Source organism: Pseudarthrobacter sp. DSP2-3-2b1, from assembly GCF_049895945.1.
GTDB lineage: Bacteria > Actinomycetota > Actinomycetes > Actinomycetales > Micrococcaceae > Arthrobacter.
In genome coordinates this window covers 47,789-62,925 of record NZ_JAFCTI010000002.1, presented here as the reverse complement: position 1 = coordinate 62,925, position 15,137 = coordinate 47,789, and the positions used below count along the sequence as shown (strand labels likewise).

At 64.3% G+C, this 15,137-nt stretch carries 16 protein-coding genes; 13 read left to right on the top strand and 3 right to left on the bottom strand.

Annotated features, from left to right (window positions below):
* Positions 1-2 precede the first annotated feature (2 nt).
* Entirely contained in the window at positions 3-1,151 is a 1,149-nt protein-coding gene (locus ACP7AX_RS02880; protein WP_131682536.1) for a D-alanine--D-alanine ligase, read from the top strand.
* Positions 1,152-1,172: 21 nt separating this feature from the next.
* Here ACP7AX_RS02880 and ACP7AX_RS02875 read toward each other — a convergent pair whose 3' ends face one another.
* Complete coding sequence (locus ACP7AX_RS02875) at positions 1,173-1,682, bottom strand: DUF3515 family protein (RefSeq protein WP_426225336.1); 510 nt, start codon at positions 1,680-1,682, stop codon at positions 1,173-1,175.
* 90 nt (positions 1,683-1,772) lie between these two features.
* Between ACP7AX_RS02875 and thiL the strand changes: the two genes are divergently transcribed.
* Genes thiL through rsmD form a run of 4 tightly spaced genes read left to right on the top strand, consistent with a single transcriptional unit; the run spans position 1,773 to position 6,751 of the window.
* Positions 1,773-2,828: a thiamine-phosphate kinase gene (gene thiL / locus ACP7AX_RS02870; protein ID WP_426225335.1), complete on the top strand. Its 1,056-nt coding sequence runs from the start codon at positions 1,773-1,775 to the stop codon at positions 2,826-2,828.
* A 22-nt stretch (positions 2,829-2,850) separates the two neighbouring features.
* Positions 2,851-3,846 (top strand): DAK2 domain-containing protein, encoded by a 996-nt coding sequence (locus ACP7AX_RS02865; protein ID WP_426225334.1) that lies wholly within the window; start codon positions 2,851-2,853, stop codon positions 3,844-3,846.
* Positions 3,836-6,118, top strand: a complete 2,283-nt coding sequence (locus tag ACP7AX_RS02860; protein ID WP_426225333.1) for an ATP-dependent DNA helicase RecG — start codon at positions 3,836-3,838, stop codon at positions 6,116-6,118. Before ACP7AX_RS02865 ends, ACP7AX_RS02860 begins: the two co-directional genes overlap by 11 nt.
* A gap of 9 nt (positions 6,119-6,127) precedes the next feature.
* Positions 6,128-6,751 carry a 16S rRNA (guanine(966)-N(2))-methyltransferase RsmD gene (rsmD, locus tag ACP7AX_RS02855; protein ID WP_131682533.1) on the top strand — a complete coding sequence of 208 codons (624 nt, stop codon included), beginning with the start codon at positions 6,128-6,130 and terminating at the stop codon, positions 6,749-6,751.
* A gap of 13 nt (positions 6,752-6,764) precedes the next feature.
* Here rsmD and ACP7AX_RS02850 read toward each other — a convergent pair whose 3' ends face one another.
* Positions 6,765-7,553: a fused MFS/spermidine synthase gene (locus tag ACP7AX_RS02850; RefSeq protein WP_131682532.1), complete on the bottom strand. Its 789-nt coding sequence runs from the start codon at positions 7,551-7,553 to the stop codon at positions 6,765-6,767.
* The gene (locus tag ACP7AX_RS02845) at positions 7,553-8,782 is read right to left on the bottom strand and encodes an aminotransferase class I/II-fold pyridoxal phosphate-dependent enzyme (protein ID WP_426225332.1); all 1,230 of its coding nucleotides are present in this window, start codon (positions 8,780-8,782) and stop codon (positions 7,553-7,555) included. Before ACP7AX_RS02845 ends, ACP7AX_RS02850 begins: the two co-directional genes overlap by 1 nt.
* A 43-nt stretch (positions 8,783-8,825) precedes the next feature.
* Between ACP7AX_RS02845 and coaD the strand changes: the two genes are divergently transcribed.
* The 8 genes from coaD to ACP7AX_RS02805 all read left to right on the top strand — a co-directional run bounded on the left by coaD (position 8,826) and on the right by ACP7AX_RS02805 (position 15,095).
* On the top strand, positions 8,826-9,326 hold the full coding sequence (gene coaD, locus ACP7AX_RS02840) for a pantetheine-phosphate adenylyltransferase (protein ID WP_131682530.1): 501 nt from the start codon (positions 8,826-8,828) through the stop codon (positions 9,324-9,326).
* Positions 9,327-9,453: 127 nt separating this feature from the next.
* On the top strand, positions 9,454-9,978 hold the full coding sequence (locus tag ACP7AX_RS02835) for a YceD family protein (RefSeq protein WP_426225331.1): 525 nt from the start codon (positions 9,454-9,456) through the stop codon (positions 9,976-9,978).
* Positions 9,979-10,014: 36 nt separating this feature from the next.
* Entirely contained in the window at positions 10,015-10,218 is a 204-nt protein-coding gene (rpmF, locus tag ACP7AX_RS02830; protein WP_009356569.1) for a 50S ribosomal protein L32, read from the top strand.
* Positions 10,219-10,239: 21 nt separating this feature from the next.
* Positions 10,240-10,968: a ribonuclease III gene (gene rnc / locus ACP7AX_RS02825; RefSeq protein WP_131682528.1), complete on the top strand. Its 729-nt coding sequence runs from the start codon at positions 10,240-10,242 to the stop codon at positions 10,966-10,968.
* Positions 10,969-10,974: 6 nt separating this feature from the next.
* Entirely contained in the window at positions 10,975-11,961 is a 987-nt protein-coding gene (gene mutM / locus ACP7AX_RS02820) for a bifunctional DNA-formamidopyrimidine glycosylase/DNA-(apurinic or apyrimidinic site) lyase (RefSeq protein WP_426225330.1), read from the top strand.
* A 72-nt stretch (positions 11,962-12,033) separates the two neighbouring features.
* Entirely contained in the window at positions 12,034-12,750 is a 717-nt protein-coding gene (locus ACP7AX_RS02815; RefSeq protein ID WP_426225329.1) for a hypothetical protein, read from the top strand.
* Between the two features lie 15 nt (positions 12,751-12,765).
* Positions 12,766-14,055, top strand: coding sequence for an MFS transporter (locus tag ACP7AX_RS02810; RefSeq protein WP_426225328.1), 1,290 nt, complete (start codon positions 12,766-12,768; stop codon positions 14,053-14,055).
* Positions 14,052-15,095 (top strand): hypothetical protein, encoded by a 1,044-nt coding sequence (locus tag ACP7AX_RS02805; RefSeq protein WP_426225327.1) that lies wholly within the window; start codon positions 14,052-14,054, stop codon positions 15,093-15,095. The genes ACP7AX_RS02810 and ACP7AX_RS02805 overlap by 4 nt, the downstream gene beginning before the upstream one ends.
* Positions 15,096-15,137 lie beyond the last annotated feature (42 nt).

The window sequence follows — 15,137 nt, the reverse complement described above, 5'->3', positions numbered from 1 at the left end:
GAATGTCCGAGCAAAACCTGACTGCAACGGACGTCGCCCCGCGGGCCAAACCCCGCGTGGCCGTCCTTTTTGGTGGCCGGTCCAGCGAACATGCGGTGAGCTGCGTGACCGCCGCCGGTGTCCTGGGCGCGATCAACAAAGAGAAGTACGACGTCATCCCCATCGGCATTGCCAAGTCCGGACAGTGGGTGCTGGCTGCGGGGGACACCGCCCAGTGGTCGCTGTCCGCATCGTCACTTCCCGAGGTGCCGCCGTCGTCGGAAACGGTCACCCTGGCGGAAATCGGCGGCGAGCACCAGCTGATCGTGGCCTCCCCGAATGCCGTGCCCCAGGAACTGGGCACCGTGGACGTGGTGTTCCCGCTGCTCCACGGTCCGTTCGGCGAAGACGGCACCATCCAGGGACTGCTGGAACTTTCCGATACGCGCTACGTCGGCGCTGGGGTGCTCGCTTCAGCTGTTGGCATGGACAAGCATTACATGAAGGTTGTCTTCGAAGCCGCCGGTTTGAATGTGGGACCGTACATCGCTGTCACTGACCGGCAGTGGATCAAGGACGCGGAATCGGTCCGCAAGCAGGTGGACCGCCTCGGCTTCCCCGTATTCGTCAAGCCCGCCAGGGCCGGCTCGTCAATGGGAATCTCCAAAGTTGACTCAATGGAAGAGCTGGACGCCGCCATCGAGGAAGCCCGCAGGCATGACCTCAAACTCGTCATCGAGGCAGGGATTGTGGGGCGCGAAATTGAGTGCGCCGTCCTGGAGGGCCGCGGCACCGATGCTCCGCGGACGTCGATGCCGGGCGAGATTTCCGTAGCTGCCGGAAGCCACGAATTCTATGATTTCAACGCCAAGTACGTTGAAGATGACGCTGCCGCTTTGAGCTGTCCGGCCGACATCCCAGAGGAAGCCATCGCCCGCGTGCGCGAACTTGCCGCTGCGGCCTTCGATGCAGTGGGAGCCGAGGGCCTCAGCCGCGTGGACTTCTTCTATACTCCTGACGGCGAACTGATCATTAACGAGATCAACACCATGCCGGGCTTCACGCCCAAGAGCATGTACCCGCAGATGTGGGCGGCCTCAGGGCTGGACTACGCGGACCTGATTGATGAGCTCATTTACCTGGCGCTGCACCGGAAGACCGGCCTACGCTAACCGGCGTGGGCCGGTCACGGCCTACTTGCTCGTTGGCAGGTTCTGCAGTTCTTCCTGGCCCACGCAGTTCCGGCTGGCGGGCACCTTGGAAGCCGCGGCGGAGAGGTCAGCCAGCACAGTAGCGGAACTGATCGTTTCCTGCTCCTTCGTGAGGAGGATCTCGGTGGCCGGTTCGCGGCCAAAAGTTGTCAGCGTCCAGGCCGCGTCACCTTCCTTGATGACCCAATCAACGCCGTTCACGCTGACGCAACGGTCCGTCGTCGGGCCTGGAACATTGACGCCGCAGCGCAGGATCACCTGCGACGGATCGCCCCAGGCGGCAGTCGCCTGGCTGTTGGTTTTGCGTAGCGGCGCGTCGCCGATCGCGTCCGGCAGGGCCACCATCATGGGAGCGCAGGCAGGGTTCGCCGCGTCAGCTGCCGGCGCCACATCCACCACGGGGGAGCAAGCGGCCAGAACGGCGCCGGTGAAAACGGTGGTCAGCAGGATCCCGGACACACGGACAGGCAAGGGCAAACGGGGACGGTGCATCCATCAAGCCTAGTGCCGCCACGGAGCGACGCCGAACGCTGCAGGGATGCCCCGCACAGCAATGTCGGCCGTCCGCTGTAGCGTAGGGGCGTGCCTGAAAAACCCTTGCCTGAAAAACCCTTGACTGAAGAGCCCCTGACCGTGGCAGGGCTGTCTGAAGCCGGCCTCCTCGCCCGGATCTTCCCGCGTCTGGAGATCGGCGGGGCCCATTCTTCGGCAGTCCTGCTGGGACCCGGGGACGACGCCGCGATCGTCTCCGCGCCGGATGGCAGGACGCTCATCAGCATCGATACGCAGGTGCAGGACCAGGACTTCCGCCTCACGTGGACCAACGGATACCGAACCACGGGATTTGATGTTGGCTGGAAGGCGGCAGCCCAGAACCTCAGCGATATCAATGCCATGGGCGCCGCGGCCACGTCGATGGTGGTCAGCCTCACTCTGCCGCCGGAGACACCGGTCAGCTGGGTTGAGGACCTCGCCGACGGCCTGTCGGCGGCCATCAAAGAACTCGGCGCTGTGAACTGCTCAGTGGCAGGGGGTGACCTGGGCCGCGGCCGGGAAATTTCTGTAACCGTCGCGGTGCTGGGTACCCTCGCCGGCGGGAAGCCCGTGCTGCGCTCCGGTGCCCGCGCCGGGAATGTCCTGGCGCTGGCCGGGACGGTGGGCAGGGCCGCCGCGGGACTTGCCCTTTTGGAATCGGAATCGGACTTCACTTCGCTGAACCGGGGGCAGCGGGAGTTGCTGGACGTCCAGTGCAGGCCGCAGCCGCCGCTGGCCGCCGGGCCGCTCGCCAGGTCAGCGGGTGCAACCGCCATGATGGACATCTCCGACGGCCTGGTCCGGGACGGGACCCGGTTGGCCCTGGCCAGCAACACGGTCATCGACCTGGACCCGGCGGAACTGAAGCGGCTTGCCGAAAGCCTCAAACCGGCGTCGGACCTCTTGCACCTCGACCCCCTGGTTTGGGTTCTGGGCGGGGGAGAGGACCACGGATTGCTGGCCACATTCCCTCCCGGCGTTCAGCTGCCTCCCGGATTCACTGCGATAGGCTCAGTACAAGCCCCGGGAATCAACTCCGGCCCGGGCGTCACGATTGCGGGCCACGCCGCTGGCACCGGGGGATGGGATCACTTTGCAGAATAAGGTTGCCGCAAACGCGCAAGCGATGAAGCGGTGGTTGGACAAGGCCGAAACGGCCGTTGGCAACCACAGTGACCGCCTCAATGCGATCAACATATTCCCCGTGGCTGACGGCGACACCGGCACCAACCTTTACCTCACTGTCCGGGCAGCCGCCCGGGCCCTGCACAGCGATGTGGCCGGCAAACCCGATCCCGGCCAGGGGGATGTCGGGGTGGTGCTGGCCCAGGCGGGCCGCGCTGCCTTGGAGCAGGCCCGCGGTAACTCCGGAACGCTCTTTTCGGTTTTTCTTTGTGCCGCAGCAGAGCCACTGGTCGGTCACACCAGGCTGACCGCAACGCTATTGGCCGCTGCACTGAACCGCGCCCAGATCCGGGCCTGGTCCGCTCTGAGTGATCCCGTACCCGGCACCATGCTCTCGGTGATGGAAGCAGCCGCGCGTGCCGCGGCAGAGGCTGACAACGGAAAAAACGGCGACCACAGCAACCACGCACTGGGCCTTGCCCTCGATGCTGCGGTTAATGCCGCCCTGGCAGCGGTCGTCAACACCGAGGGCCAGCTGCCCGCACTCGAGGCTGCCCACGTCGTCGACGCCGGGGGTGTCGGCATGCTCCTCATCTTGGACTGCCTCCGTTCAGCCGTGATGGGCGGTGACCTCCAGAGTGAACTCCTGGACGGTCTGCACGGGTACGACGTCCAGGATCCCCATATCCACAAGGACCTGCCCGACGACGACGGCGTGGAAGTCATGTGCACCATCAGCCTGTCGCCCCTCAGCGCGGCCACGCTCAGGCAGCGGCTGGATGAAATCGGCGATTCGGTCATCATGAGCCAGGTGGACAGCGCAGCAGTGGCTGACGGCACCTACCGCTGGCGTGTCCATGTCCACGTACCTGAGGCTGAACCCGCGGTGGCGCTGATCCGTTCCCTTGGCGAGCCCAGCGACATTTCCGTGAGCCAGCTCGCCCTGTCCCGTGACCCCGAACCAGCTCCGGTGAGCTCCAGTGGGCATGAGCGCTGACCTGGACGTTGCCCTTGAACGCCGCATCGGAAAGCGCTCCGCGGCAGTCATTGAGAAGAACCTCGGGATAACCACGGTGGGCGGCCTACTTAACTACTTCCCGCGCCGCTACTTGAACCGGGGTGAGCTGACGCCCATCAGCGAGGTTCCCCTGGACGAGGAGGTCACGCTTATTGCCCGCGTCCTTTCCACCAGCACCCGCAAGATGCGTACCCGCCGTGGTTCCATCACCGACGTCGTTATCACTGACGATGCCGCGTCCCACGGGCGTCCCAGGCTCTCCGCCGTAGGAACCGGCAGCGGGCACGGCACGCTCAAGGTCACCTTCTTCAATGGTTTCCGGGCAAAAGCGGAGCTCCTGCCCGGCCGGCGCGTCATGTTCTCCGGCAAGGTAACGCAATACGGTTCCTCACTGAGCCTGACCAACCCGGATTTCAACCTCCTGGACGAGGACCCGGATATGCCGGGCGTCGATCCCGAGAAGCTGGCTGCCATGCCCGTACCGGTGTATCCGGCCACCAGCAAACTCACCAGCTGGTCCATCCAGAAAGTCATTGCCACCTTGCTGGAGACCCTGGACCTGGACGGCTTGCCGGACCCGCTGCCGGAGCCGGTTGTCCGCCGGGAGAAGTTCCTGCCATTGGCCCAGGCCTACCGGCTCATCCACATGCCGGAATCACATGCCGATTGGAAGCAGGCCCAGGACCGGCTCCGCTACCAGGAGGCCCTGGTCCTGCAGGCGGCGCTGGCCCGGCGCCGCGCGCAGCTGGCCGCTGAGGAAGCCACCGCCCGCCGCCCGGTTGCCGGCGGTCTGCTGGCGGCTTTCGATCAGCAGCTTCCTTTTACGCTCACCGCCGGACAGACCGCTGTGGGGAAGACCCTCGCCGCCGAACTGGCGCAGGACAGCCCCATGAACCGGCTGCTGCAAGGCGAAGTCGGTTCCGGCAAGACCATCGTGGCGCTGCGGGCCATGCTGCAGGTGGTGGACGCCGGGGGACAGGCGGCCTTGCTGGCGCCCACCGAGGTGCTGGCTGCCCAGCACTTCGACTCCATCCGCCGGACCCTGGGTGTCCTGTCCCGGGACCCCATGCTGTCCCGTGACGGTTTGCTGGGCGGCCTGGCCGGGGACGACGTCCAGGTGAGCCTCCTCACCGGGTCCCAGCCCACGGCGGCCCGTAAACGTGCCCTCCTCGACGCCGCCTCCGGGGCGGCCGGGATCGTGATCGGGACGCATGCCCTGTTGAGCGAAAACGTCTCTTTCTACGACCTCGGCCTGATCGTGGTGGATGAACAGCACCGGTTCGGCGTGGAGCAGCGCGATGTGCTGAGGTCAAAGGCCAGCAAGCCGCCGCACCTGCTGGTCATGACGGCCACCCCGATTCCGCGCACCGTTGCCATGACAGTCTTCGGGGACCTCGAAACCTCAGTGCTGGACGAGCTTCCCGCCGGCAGGGCACCCATCTCCACCCATGTGGTGGGCCTGGCGGAAAACCCTGGCTGGGCGGACCGCATCTGGACCAGGTCCCGCGAGGAGATCGACGCCGGGCACCAGGTGTTTGTGGTGTGCCCGAGGATCGGAACGGACGACGACGGCGACTTCAGTCCCGGTGAGGCCGAACCTTCAGCGGCTGACCTGGAGGGGGATAACGGCGCGCGCGAGCTCGCGTCGGTGACCGCCGTCGTCGAACTTCTGCAGCAGGAGCCGGCCCTTGCCGGTGTGCCGCTGGCGCCCCTGCACGGCCGCCAGGACACAGCGGTTAAGTCGGCGGCGATGGCTGACTTCACCGCCAACCGGACCAAGCTCCTGGTCTCCACCACCCTCATTGAAGTCGGAGTTGACGTCCACAACGCCACACTCATGGTTATTCTCGATGCTGACCGTTTCGGTATTTCCCAACTGCACCAGCTGCGTGGCCGGGTGGGCCGCGGCGGGCTGCCCGGAACCTGCCTGCTGGTCACCAGCCTCGAAACCGGGCACCCCAGCCGGCGCAGGCTGGACGCCGTGGCGGCCACCACCGATGGCTTCGAGCTGTCCCAGGAAGACCTCAAGCTCAGGCGCGAGGGAGACATCCTGGGGGCGTCGCAGTCCGGCGGCCGCTCCACTCTGAAGTTGCTGCGGGTGCTCGAGCACGAGGACATTATTGCCCGCGCCAGGGCGGATGCGCAGGACATTGTCGGCAAGGACCCCTCGCTGGCGCACCATCCGCTGCTTGCTGCGGCCATTGACGAGTACCTCAACCCCGAGAAGGAGGCGTTCCTTGAACGCGGATAGCAGGCAGCCATGAGCCGGATTATCGCGGGCGCCGCCGGTGGAACGCCGCTGGCGAACGTTCCCGGGTCCCTGACCCGGCCAACCACAGACCGTGTCAAGGAAGCCCTGTTCTCCCGGCTTGATGCCTTCGGGATCATCGCCGGTGCCAAGGTCCTGGACCTTTATGCAGGCTCTGGTGCGTTGGGAGTTGAGAGCGGCAGCAGGGGAGCCGGAGCCGTTGACCTGGTGGAGTTCGATGCGAAGGCCAGTTCCGTATGCCAACGCAACGCCGATCTCGTCAACGGCCTGTTGGGACGCAAAGTGGTGACAGTGCACCGGTCGAGGGTGGAGTCATTCCTCGAGCGTGCAGACCAGTCCGCCATGTGGGACCTGGTCTTCCTGGATCCGCCCTATCCGCTTGACGAGCCCGCGTTGTCGGCGGTGCTGGCCAAACTCGTGGACCACCTCACCCCCTCTGCGTTGGTGGTGGTAGAGCGGTCCTCCCGCTCGCCGGAGCCCGGCTGGTCCGCCGGCATGGAGCGGTTTGCGGAGAAGAAGTACGGCGAAACCCGGCTGTGGTTCGCAGAGCCGTCAGTCCCCGATGCCATCCCGCCGGACCTGGTCATTGACGGGCAGGAACAGGGCCCGCCTTAGCGGGGGCGCGGGCTCAGCCTGCCAGCACATCCAGGTCAACGCCCGCGAGGACCGATGCCGGATGCGGACCCCGGGCGCTCAGTTCGGCTGTCCAGGCCGCAGGCCATTTTGTTTGTGTTCCCGCCAGGATCACGTTGCCGGGGTGGCGGCCGGCGAACATGCCGGACTCCGCGCAGGCCGCCACATCAGTCATGGCACGGCGCATGGCCGCCGTCTGGCTTCGCACCAGGGTCAGGGCCGGCTCATCGCCGACGTTGACGATCAAAATCCCCTCCGGTGCCAGGCGTGCCCGGGCTTCTTGGTAGAACTCCGTGCAGGCGATGTGCTCAGGCGCCTCCGGCCCCGAGAAGATATCCAGAATGACGACGTCGAACTGAAGTCCGGCGCCCACATCGGCCAGGGCGGCGCGGGCATCACCGATGACCGTGTGCAGGTCCGTTCCGTCGGGCAGCGGCAGTTGCTGGAGGACAAAGTCGAGCAATTCCCGCTCGAGCTCCACCGCATACTGGACCGATCCCGGCCGTGTTGCCTGGATGTACCGGGCGAGTGTCAGCGCGCCGGCCCCGAGGTGGAGCGCTGTGATCGGCTGGCCCTCCGGCGCGGAGAGGTCCACCACATGGCCGATCCGCCGCAGGTATTCGTAAAAGATCTCTTCGGGATGGGCGAGGTTGACGTGGGACTGCTCAGCCCCGCCGATGCTCATGACATAGCCGCCGGTGGTGAAGGCGTCCGGCTCAATCGACGCGTGTTGTCCCGTGGCCCGCAGGAATCTGGTGGGACGGAGGTTGCCGGCGTCGGCCATCAGAGCTTTCCGCTGAGGGTGGCCAAGCGTGCTGCTGCTTCTTCGAGGACTTCCACTTTCTTGCAGAATGCGAACCTGAGCAGGCTGCGGGTGCGTTCCGCGCCCTGCGGGTGGCAAAACACGGGGACGGGGATGGCGGCAACGCCCACCATCGCCGGCAGCCGGCGTGCCAGGTCCACAGAATCGCTGATGCCCAGAGGTGCTGTATCCACGTTGACGAAGTAGGTGCCCTGCGGGGTAAAGACGTCAAAGCCCGCGGCACGGAGGCCCTCGCTCAGGATGTCCCGCTTCTTCTTCAGCGTGGCGGCGATGCCCTGGTAGAAGTCATCCGGCAGCGCCAGACCTGTGGCAATGGCTGCCTGGAACGGTGGCCCTGAACTGTAGGTCAGGAACTGCTTCACCGTGCGGACAGCGGCAACCAAATGCCCGGGGCCCGTCAGCCAGCCGATCTTCCAGCCGGTGAAGGAGAAGGTCTTTCCTGCCGATGAAATGGTGATGGTCCGTTCAGCCGCACCGGGCAGGGTGGCCACCGGAATGTGGCTCCGACCAAAAGTGAGGTGCTCGTACACTTCATCGGTGATGATGATGCAGTCATGCTTTTGGGCAAGCCCGACGACGCGCTGAAGGACTTCCCGGGGAAAGACAGCACCGGTGGGGTTATGCGGGTTATTCAGCAGCACCACCCGCGTCCTGTCGGTGAAGGCCGCCTCGAGTGCCGCCAGGTCCGGGTGAAAGTCAGGCGCCAGCAGGGGAGCCGTGACGTGGGTGGCGCCGGAGAGCCCGATGACCGCGCCGTAGGAGTCATAGAACGGCTCGAAAGTCAGCACCTCGTCACCGGGAACGGCAAAAGCCAGCAGGGCTGCTGCGAGGCCTTCGGTGGCGCCCGTGGTGATGATGACCTCGGTCTGCGGGTCCGGCGTCAGCCCGTAGAACCGGTGCTGGTGGGCGGCAACCGCCTCACGCAGTTCAAGGATGCCCTTGCCGGGAGCATACTGGTTAGCGCCGGCATCGATGGCGGCCATGGCCGCAGCTTTGATTTCCGCCGGCCCGTCCTCGTCCGGAAAGCCCTGCCCCAGGTTGATGGCGCCGGTCTTTGCCGCCAACGTGGTCATCTCCTCGAAGATGGTGACGCCCAGTTGTCCGGCGGGTCCCAGGAGGTTGGCGCCGGCCGCGGCACGCTGCCACGGAGCCTGTGCTGCAGGTTGGGAAACTTCCCGTGGTGGATGCATCCAGTCATGGTATCCCGGGCTTGGGATGCGGTAGGTTCGGTGCATGAGACGCGCTGTCTGCCCCGGATCCTTTGACCCCATCCACAACGGTCACCTTGAGGTCATCGCCCGCGCTGCGGGCCTTTTCGATGAAGTGATCGTGGCCGTCTCCACCAATTATGCGAAGAAATACATGTTCAGCCTGGGGGACCGCATCGACATGGCGAGGGAGACCCTGGCGTCCCTCAAAGGAATAGTGGTTGAACCCGTGGGGGAGGGCCTGCTGGCTGAGTACTGCCACCAGCGGGGGGTGTCCGCGATTGTGAAGGGCCTCCGTTCCTCATCGGACTTCGACTACGAACTTCCGATGGCCACCATGAACCGTCAGCTCAGCGGTGTGGAGACGGTGTTCCTGCCCGCGGAGGCGCGTTACCTTCATCTCTCGTCCACTTTGATCAAGGAAGTAGCCAGCCTGGGCGGAAGTGTGTCCGATTATGTGCCGCGCTCTGTTCAGAAGAGGATGCTCGCTGGCGAGTCGGCACCGGTGCAGCTGCCCAGAGGGTAGGCTAGTGGCGGTACTTTCGACGGGCCGTCCGTCGCCTGGTTTGAGTCCCTAAGGTTCTTCAGGCTAAGATGGTACGTCGGTCATATGTTCAACAGGAGTTCTCATTAAACGAGATGCTAGTTCGCCCTTGGCGTTCGACGTCAAGGACCTCGGGCGCAGCCCGGGAAGCATGCGGACACTGAAGGAACATGTACCCGCGCCAAGTGATCTTGGTGTGGCACTCATTGGCGTTCAGGAAGGCTCGGATATCGGGCTGGACCTGAGGCTTGAGGCCGTACACGAAGGAATTCTGGTATCAGGAACCGCAGCCGCCCACGTTACGGGCGAGTGCGGTCGGTGCCTGGATCCCCTTGCGTATGACCTTGAGGTCAATGTGCAAGAACTTTTCTTCTATGAAGGCGTATTGCTTTCGGATGAAGAAGACGATGAAGAGCAATATCGAGTCGAGCACGATCTAATCGATCTTGAACCGGTGTTGCGGGACGCAGTTGTAACCATGCTGCCGTTCCAGCCGGTGTGCCGGGAAGACTGCCAGGGTCTCTGTTCCGAATGCGGAATTCGCCTGGAAGACGAGCCGGGGCATCACCACGAGGTCATGGATCCTCGCTGGGCCGCCCTAGCTGACTTGGCTAAGCCTGACCGGCAAAACTGATTTGTACGTGTTTGTCTAGAGAGAAATGAGTTAGCCGTGGCTGTCCCGAAGCGGAAAATGTCTCGCTCGAATACCCGCGCCCGCCGCTCCCAGTGGAAGGCAACTGCCCCCCACCTGGTGAAGACCGTAGAGAACGGCCAGGTCACCTACAGCCTGCCGCACCAGGCAAAGGTCGTCACCGACTCGGCTGGCACTGCGCTGTTCCTTGAGTACAAGGGACGCAAGGTCGCAGACGTCTAATCGGCCACTTAGGCTGACATGATGTCTTCAACTGAAGAGCTTCTGAAGCGTCTCGGTGTCTCCATTGACGCCGGGACGCTTCGTCTTGCTCTGACACACCGTTCCTACGCCTACGAAAACGGCGGTATCCCCACCAACGAGCGGCTCGAGTTCCTGGGTGACTCCATTCTGGGTTTCTCCGTGACAGACGCTTTGTACAGGGATAACCCCACGCTGCCCGAAGGCGACCTTGCAAAACGCCGCTCCGCGGTAGTCAGCACCCGCGCTCTTGCCGGCATCGGCCGAAGCCTCGGAATCGGGGACTACATCTACCTCGGCCAAGGCGAAAAGCTGACCGAAGGCAAGAACAAGGCCTCCATCCTGGCGGACACCATGGAAGCGCTGATCGGTGCCACGTACGTGTCCAACGATATTGAGACGGCACGCCAGTTGGTCATGCGGCTGGTAGGTCCGCTCCTGAAGGACGCAGCCGCGCTCGGCGCGGGCACCGACTGGAAGACCAGCATCCAGGAACTCGCCGCGAGCCGGCAGCTCGGAACCATCTACTACGCAGTGGAAGGGGCCGGGCCGGATCATGCCCGCACTTTCACGGCTGTCCTCAACATCGGCGGAACCGCGTACGGCAAGGGATCCGGCCACTCCAAGAAGGAAGCTGAGCAGGAAGCCGCTGCCGACGCCTGGCGGGTTCTCTCCGGAACCGCTGGATCAGCGGAGGCCGGCGCATCACCGGAATCCGCCGCCGGCGCATAGGCCGCCGTGCCTGAACTACCTGAAGTGGAAGTGGTCCGCCGCGGCCTGGTGAGCTGGGTCCGCGGCCGGACCATCACCTCCGTTGACGTCGTGGACGCGCGGTCAATCCGGCGCCATGCCCTGGGACTTGAGGATTTTGTCGGAAACCTCCTGGGTGCGAGAGTCAGCGACGTCGTCCGGCGCGGTAAATTCCTGTGGCTTCCGTTGACGGATTCCGCAGCCACCCATCCGCCTCTTGCTTCGGTCCCCGCCGCCGCCGCACCTGACGGTAGCCCCGCCGTCGCACTGATGGCACATCTGGGGATGAGCGGGCAGCTGCTCATGCAGGATGCTGATGTTCCCGATGAGAAGCACCTCAAAGTCAGGCTCCGCCTCAGTCCCCGTGAGGGGATGCCCGAGCAACTGCGGTTTGTGGACCAGCGCATCTTCGGGGGGCTGTTTGTCACGGCGATGGTCCCCACGGACGACGGCGGCCCGGGCGGACTCGCGGAGTCACCGTTGCCGCTGATTGCCGAGGAAGCCGCCCATATCGCACGCGATCCTCTGGACCCGGCGTTTTCCTTCGACCTCTTCTACCAGCGCCTCCGGAAGCGGAAAACAGGACTCAAACGCGCTCTGCTGGACCAGGGGCTGGTTTCGGGCATCGGTAATATCTACGCGGACGAGGCCCTGTGGCGGGCGCAGTTGCATTACGCGCGGCCTACGGACACGCTGCGGCGGGGAGATGCTGAACGGTTGGTGGGGTGCGCCCGCGAGGTCATGCTGGACGCATTGGCTGCAGGCGGGACCAGCTTCGACTCCCTCTACGTCAACGTCAATGGCGCATCAGGATATTTTGACCGCTCCCTGAACGCGTATGGCCGGGAGGGACAACCATGTGGCCGTTGCGCCGCTGCGGGAATCCACTCCACCATCCGCCGCGAGCAGTTTATGAACCGTTCCTCGCATACCTGCCCGGTCTGCCAGCCCCGTCCCCGCAACGGACGCTTCTAAATCCCCGCCGAAGTGTGCGGATTCTGTGGTTCCGCGATGTGGACTCCGCTGTAAGACTGAGGCCATGAAGCCTTGGGGGTTTGCAATCGGGACGGCGGCGGCGGAGCCATGATCGTCCGGAAACTGGTGCTCATTGGCGTCGGAGCAGCCGTCGTACTGGGGGGCACAGCCATAGTGCTGGACCAGATCGCTCCCGCCCGCCAGGCCCCCACCACAGCGGGCGCGAATCCGAGCTCACCGGACAGCAGCCCGCCACGGCCTACTGACACTGCGGCGAACGGTACTGCCGGCGGCACCGAAGCGCCAGCGGCGCCGTCGGGAGCGACAGATTCGCCTGCAGCGTCGGATGCATCAGGACGGCCGGTTCTGGAAGTTCTCCCCCCTGCCGCTGCCGCGCCAACAGGACTGCCCATGCCGTCACCTCCGGCCGCCCTGATACGGACTCCGCTGCCAGGATCGGGCTCTGCCCAAGGCAAGGTCGTCGATGGCTTCCCCGGTAACGTGGTGACCTTCCCCGAGCGGACTGTTCTGGTGTCCACCAGTGTCAGCTCGTCCGACCGCATACTTCAGGTCACCGCCGACGGAATCGTTGAGCTGAGTGCGGCGCAGGTGACCGGACATTTTCAGCAGACGCTGTTTGCGCTGGGCTTCCAGTCCGAAGTGGTGACGGCCGCTGACGGTCAGCAGACTGTCCGCCTCTCGCGGGGGGCTGACACCGTGACGTTAGCCATCACCACGACAGGCACCGGAAGCACACGGTTCACCCTCCTAGGCACCCTCCATGCGTAATTGGACCGGCAGCTGATGTACATCTCCGTGTCGGACCGCCGCGGCGGCAAGAAGGACGGGCAGGTGGCCGACGGCGGCAGCACAGACCAGCCCAGGACGCGATTCAAACTTTCGAGCACCATCGTGTGGCTTGGCGTTGTCAGCATGTTCACCGACATCTCGTCCGAGTCAGTTGCCGCGATCCTGCCCCTTTACATCACGGGGTTCCTGGGGCTTTCGGTTGTCGCCTTTGGTGTCCTGGACGGTATTAACCAAGGGGCCAGTGCGTTGGTTCGGATTGCTGCGGGGTGGGCCTCAGACCGTATGGGCCATCCCAAACGTGTTGCGTTGGCCGGCTACGGTCTCTCGATGGCAGCCCGGATAGGTCTCCTGTTTGCCGGGGGATTTTGGTCGCTGACTGCGGTAATTACCGGCGACAGGATCGGTAAAGGCATCCGCACAGCTCCCCGCGATGCGTTGATCACCGTATCCGCCCAGCCGGAGCACCTGGCCAGACATTTCGGCGTGCACCGGATGCTCGATAATATCGGCGCAGCGACCGGGCCGCTCCTGGCTTTCTTCGTTCTTATGCTCATCCCTAACGGCTACCTGACCGTCTTCGTGATTTCGCTGGCGTTCGCAGTTATTGGTGTGGCCGCGCTGGCACTTTTGGTCCCCGACCTCCGTGCGGGCCGGCATTGCACAGAAAATGGCAGAGCGGGACCGCCGTTAATTTCGTTCCGCTGGCGAATGCTCCGGGAGCCGGGCCTTGGGCGTCTGCTTATTGCTGCCGGTCTCCTGGGCCTGCTTACCGTGGGAGACGGCTTCATCTACCTCGTACTGCAGGACAAGAATTCTTACGCCGTGCAATGGTTTCCGCTGCTTTATGTGGGCACTAACCTGGTCTTCCTCGCTTTCGCCATACCCATTGGGAGACTGGCGGATCGGTGGGGCAGGGCCAAGGTATTTGTCGCAGGCCACACGGCGCTGCTTGCTTGCTACCTGCTCACGGCCCTGCCGTTCTCGGGAATAGGACCGACCCTGGGGTGCTTGGTCCTGCTGGGCATCTTCTACGCCGCTACGGACGGGGTCCTGGCAGCTCTTGCCAGCCAGCTCACGCCCCCCGAAAGACTCGCTACGGGCATCGGCGCGGCGCAGACCGTAGTGGCGGTGAGCCGAATGGCGGCTTCCGCCGGATTTGGCGTCCTGTGGTTCTCGGTGGGACCTGTTACCGCAATGGTCGTCGTCGGCGCTTTGCTGGCGGCCGCCGTTGTGGCATCCCTGTTCCTGCTGAACAGCACCGGGCTGAAGAAGCACATGGCATGACCCGCGGCCCCGGGGAAGCTGACCGAAGACTCCGTTGGTTGGTCCTGTTGGCGGTGACCGTGATCGTGCTTGCCGGCGCTGGAGTTTATGCCTCCCAGGCCTTCCAACGATTCCAGGATGCCAGTCTGGCCGCTTCCGCCGCGGACATCGAATCAAGCGCGTTGGCCCTGCCCGACGAGCCCTTTGTCCTGTTCCGCAATACCGCTTCAGGCCAGGGCTATGGACAGGCAGCAACGGTCCTCCTGTCTGGACCACAAGCAGGAAGGACAGTGGCGGACGCCGCCTGCAACCGTGTCTATGGAACCTCCGGTCAGGTCATTTGCCTGAGGACCAACCGCGGACTCGTCACCAGCTTTGAGGCTGCAGTCTATGACAGGAATTGGCAGGAAACCGGCAGTTGGGCGCTGCCGGGAATCCCTAGCCGGACCAGACTTGATCGTGCCGGAACGGTCGCGTCCACCACGGTTTTCGTGAGCGGACACTCTTATGCAGGAGCCGGATTCTCCACTGAGACTGTGATCAATCCACTGGACGGCGGCACCGGTACAGGAAACCTTGAAGACTTCGCCTTGTGGGTGAACGGCGAACAGGTCAGCCCTGCGGACAGAAACATCTGGGGCGTGACTTTTGTGCCAGGCCAAGCCGATTCCTTCTATGCCACCGCGGCATCGAACGGCCGCATCTGGCTCGTGCAAGGAAGCGTCTCCTCCCGCAAGCTCACTGCGGTCCACGACGGCGTTGAATGTCCCTCTGTCTCTCCCGACGGGAAACGCATCGCCTTCAAGAAGAACATGGCCAACAGCATGACTCCACTCTGGAACATTGCCGTGCTGGACATTTCCGCCGGCACGGAGGTCCTCCTTGCCGAGACACGGAATGTTGACGACCAGATTGAATGGCTGGACGACGACACGCTGCTTTACGGCCTCGGCCGGGACGGCGTGGCAGGTGACAGCGACATTTGGCAGCTTGGGACTACTCAGCATTCCCGGCCGTCTCTCTTCATCGAACACGCCTGGTCGCCGTCTGTGGTGCGGTGATACCAAACCCCGTGGATTGAAGTGGCGCCGCGCGGGACACGA

What these genes read in the sequence shown, in the direction of transcription:
- rsmD (WP_131682533.1), top strand. Translation starts at nt 6,128, where the DNA reads ATGAGCCGGATTATCGCGGGCGCCGCCGGTGGAACGCCGCTGGCGAAC.
- ACP7AX_RS02860 (WP_426225333.1), top strand. Translation starts at nt 3,836, where the DNA reads ATGAGCGCTGACCTGGACGTTGCCCTTGAACGCCGCATCGGAAAGCGC.
- ACP7AX_RS02850 (WP_131682532.1), bottom strand. Translation starts at nt 7,553, where the DNA reads ATGGCCGACGCCGGCAACCTCCGTCCCACCAGATTCCTGCGGGCCACG.
- ACP7AX_RS02880 (WP_131682536.1), top strand. Translation starts at nt 3, where the DNA reads ATGTCCGAGCAAAACCTGACTGCAACGGACGTCGCCCCGCGGGCCAAA.
- rnc (WP_131682528.1), top strand. Translation starts at nt 10,240, where the DNA reads ATGTCTTCAACTGAAGAGCTTCTGAAGCGTCTCGGTGTCTCCATTGAC.
- coaD (WP_131682530.1), top strand. Translation starts at nt 8,826, where the DNA reads ATGAGACGCGCTGTCTGCCCCGGATCCTTTGACCCCATCCACAACGGT.
- ACP7AX_RS02810 (WP_426225328.1), top strand. Translation starts at nt 12,766, where the DNA reads ATGTACATCTCCGTGTCGGACCGCCGCGGCGGCAAGAAGGACGGGCAG.
- ACP7AX_RS02805 (WP_426225327.1), top strand. Translation starts at nt 14,052, where the DNA reads ATGACCCGCGGCCCCGGGGAAGCTGACCGAAGACTCCGTTGGTTGGTC.
- ACP7AX_RS02845 (WP_426225332.1), bottom strand. Translation starts at nt 8,782, where the DNA reads ATGCATCCACCACGGGAAGTTTCCCAACCTGCAGCACAGGCTCCGTGG.
- ACP7AX_RS02865 (WP_426225334.1), top strand. Translation starts at nt 2,851, where the DNA reads ATGAAGCGGTGGTTGGACAAGGCCGAAACGGCCGTTGGCAACCACAGT.
- ACP7AX_RS02875 (WP_426225336.1), bottom strand. Translation starts at nt 1,682, where the DNA reads ATGCACCGTCCCCGTTTGCCCTTGCCTGTCCGTGTGTCCGGGATCCTG.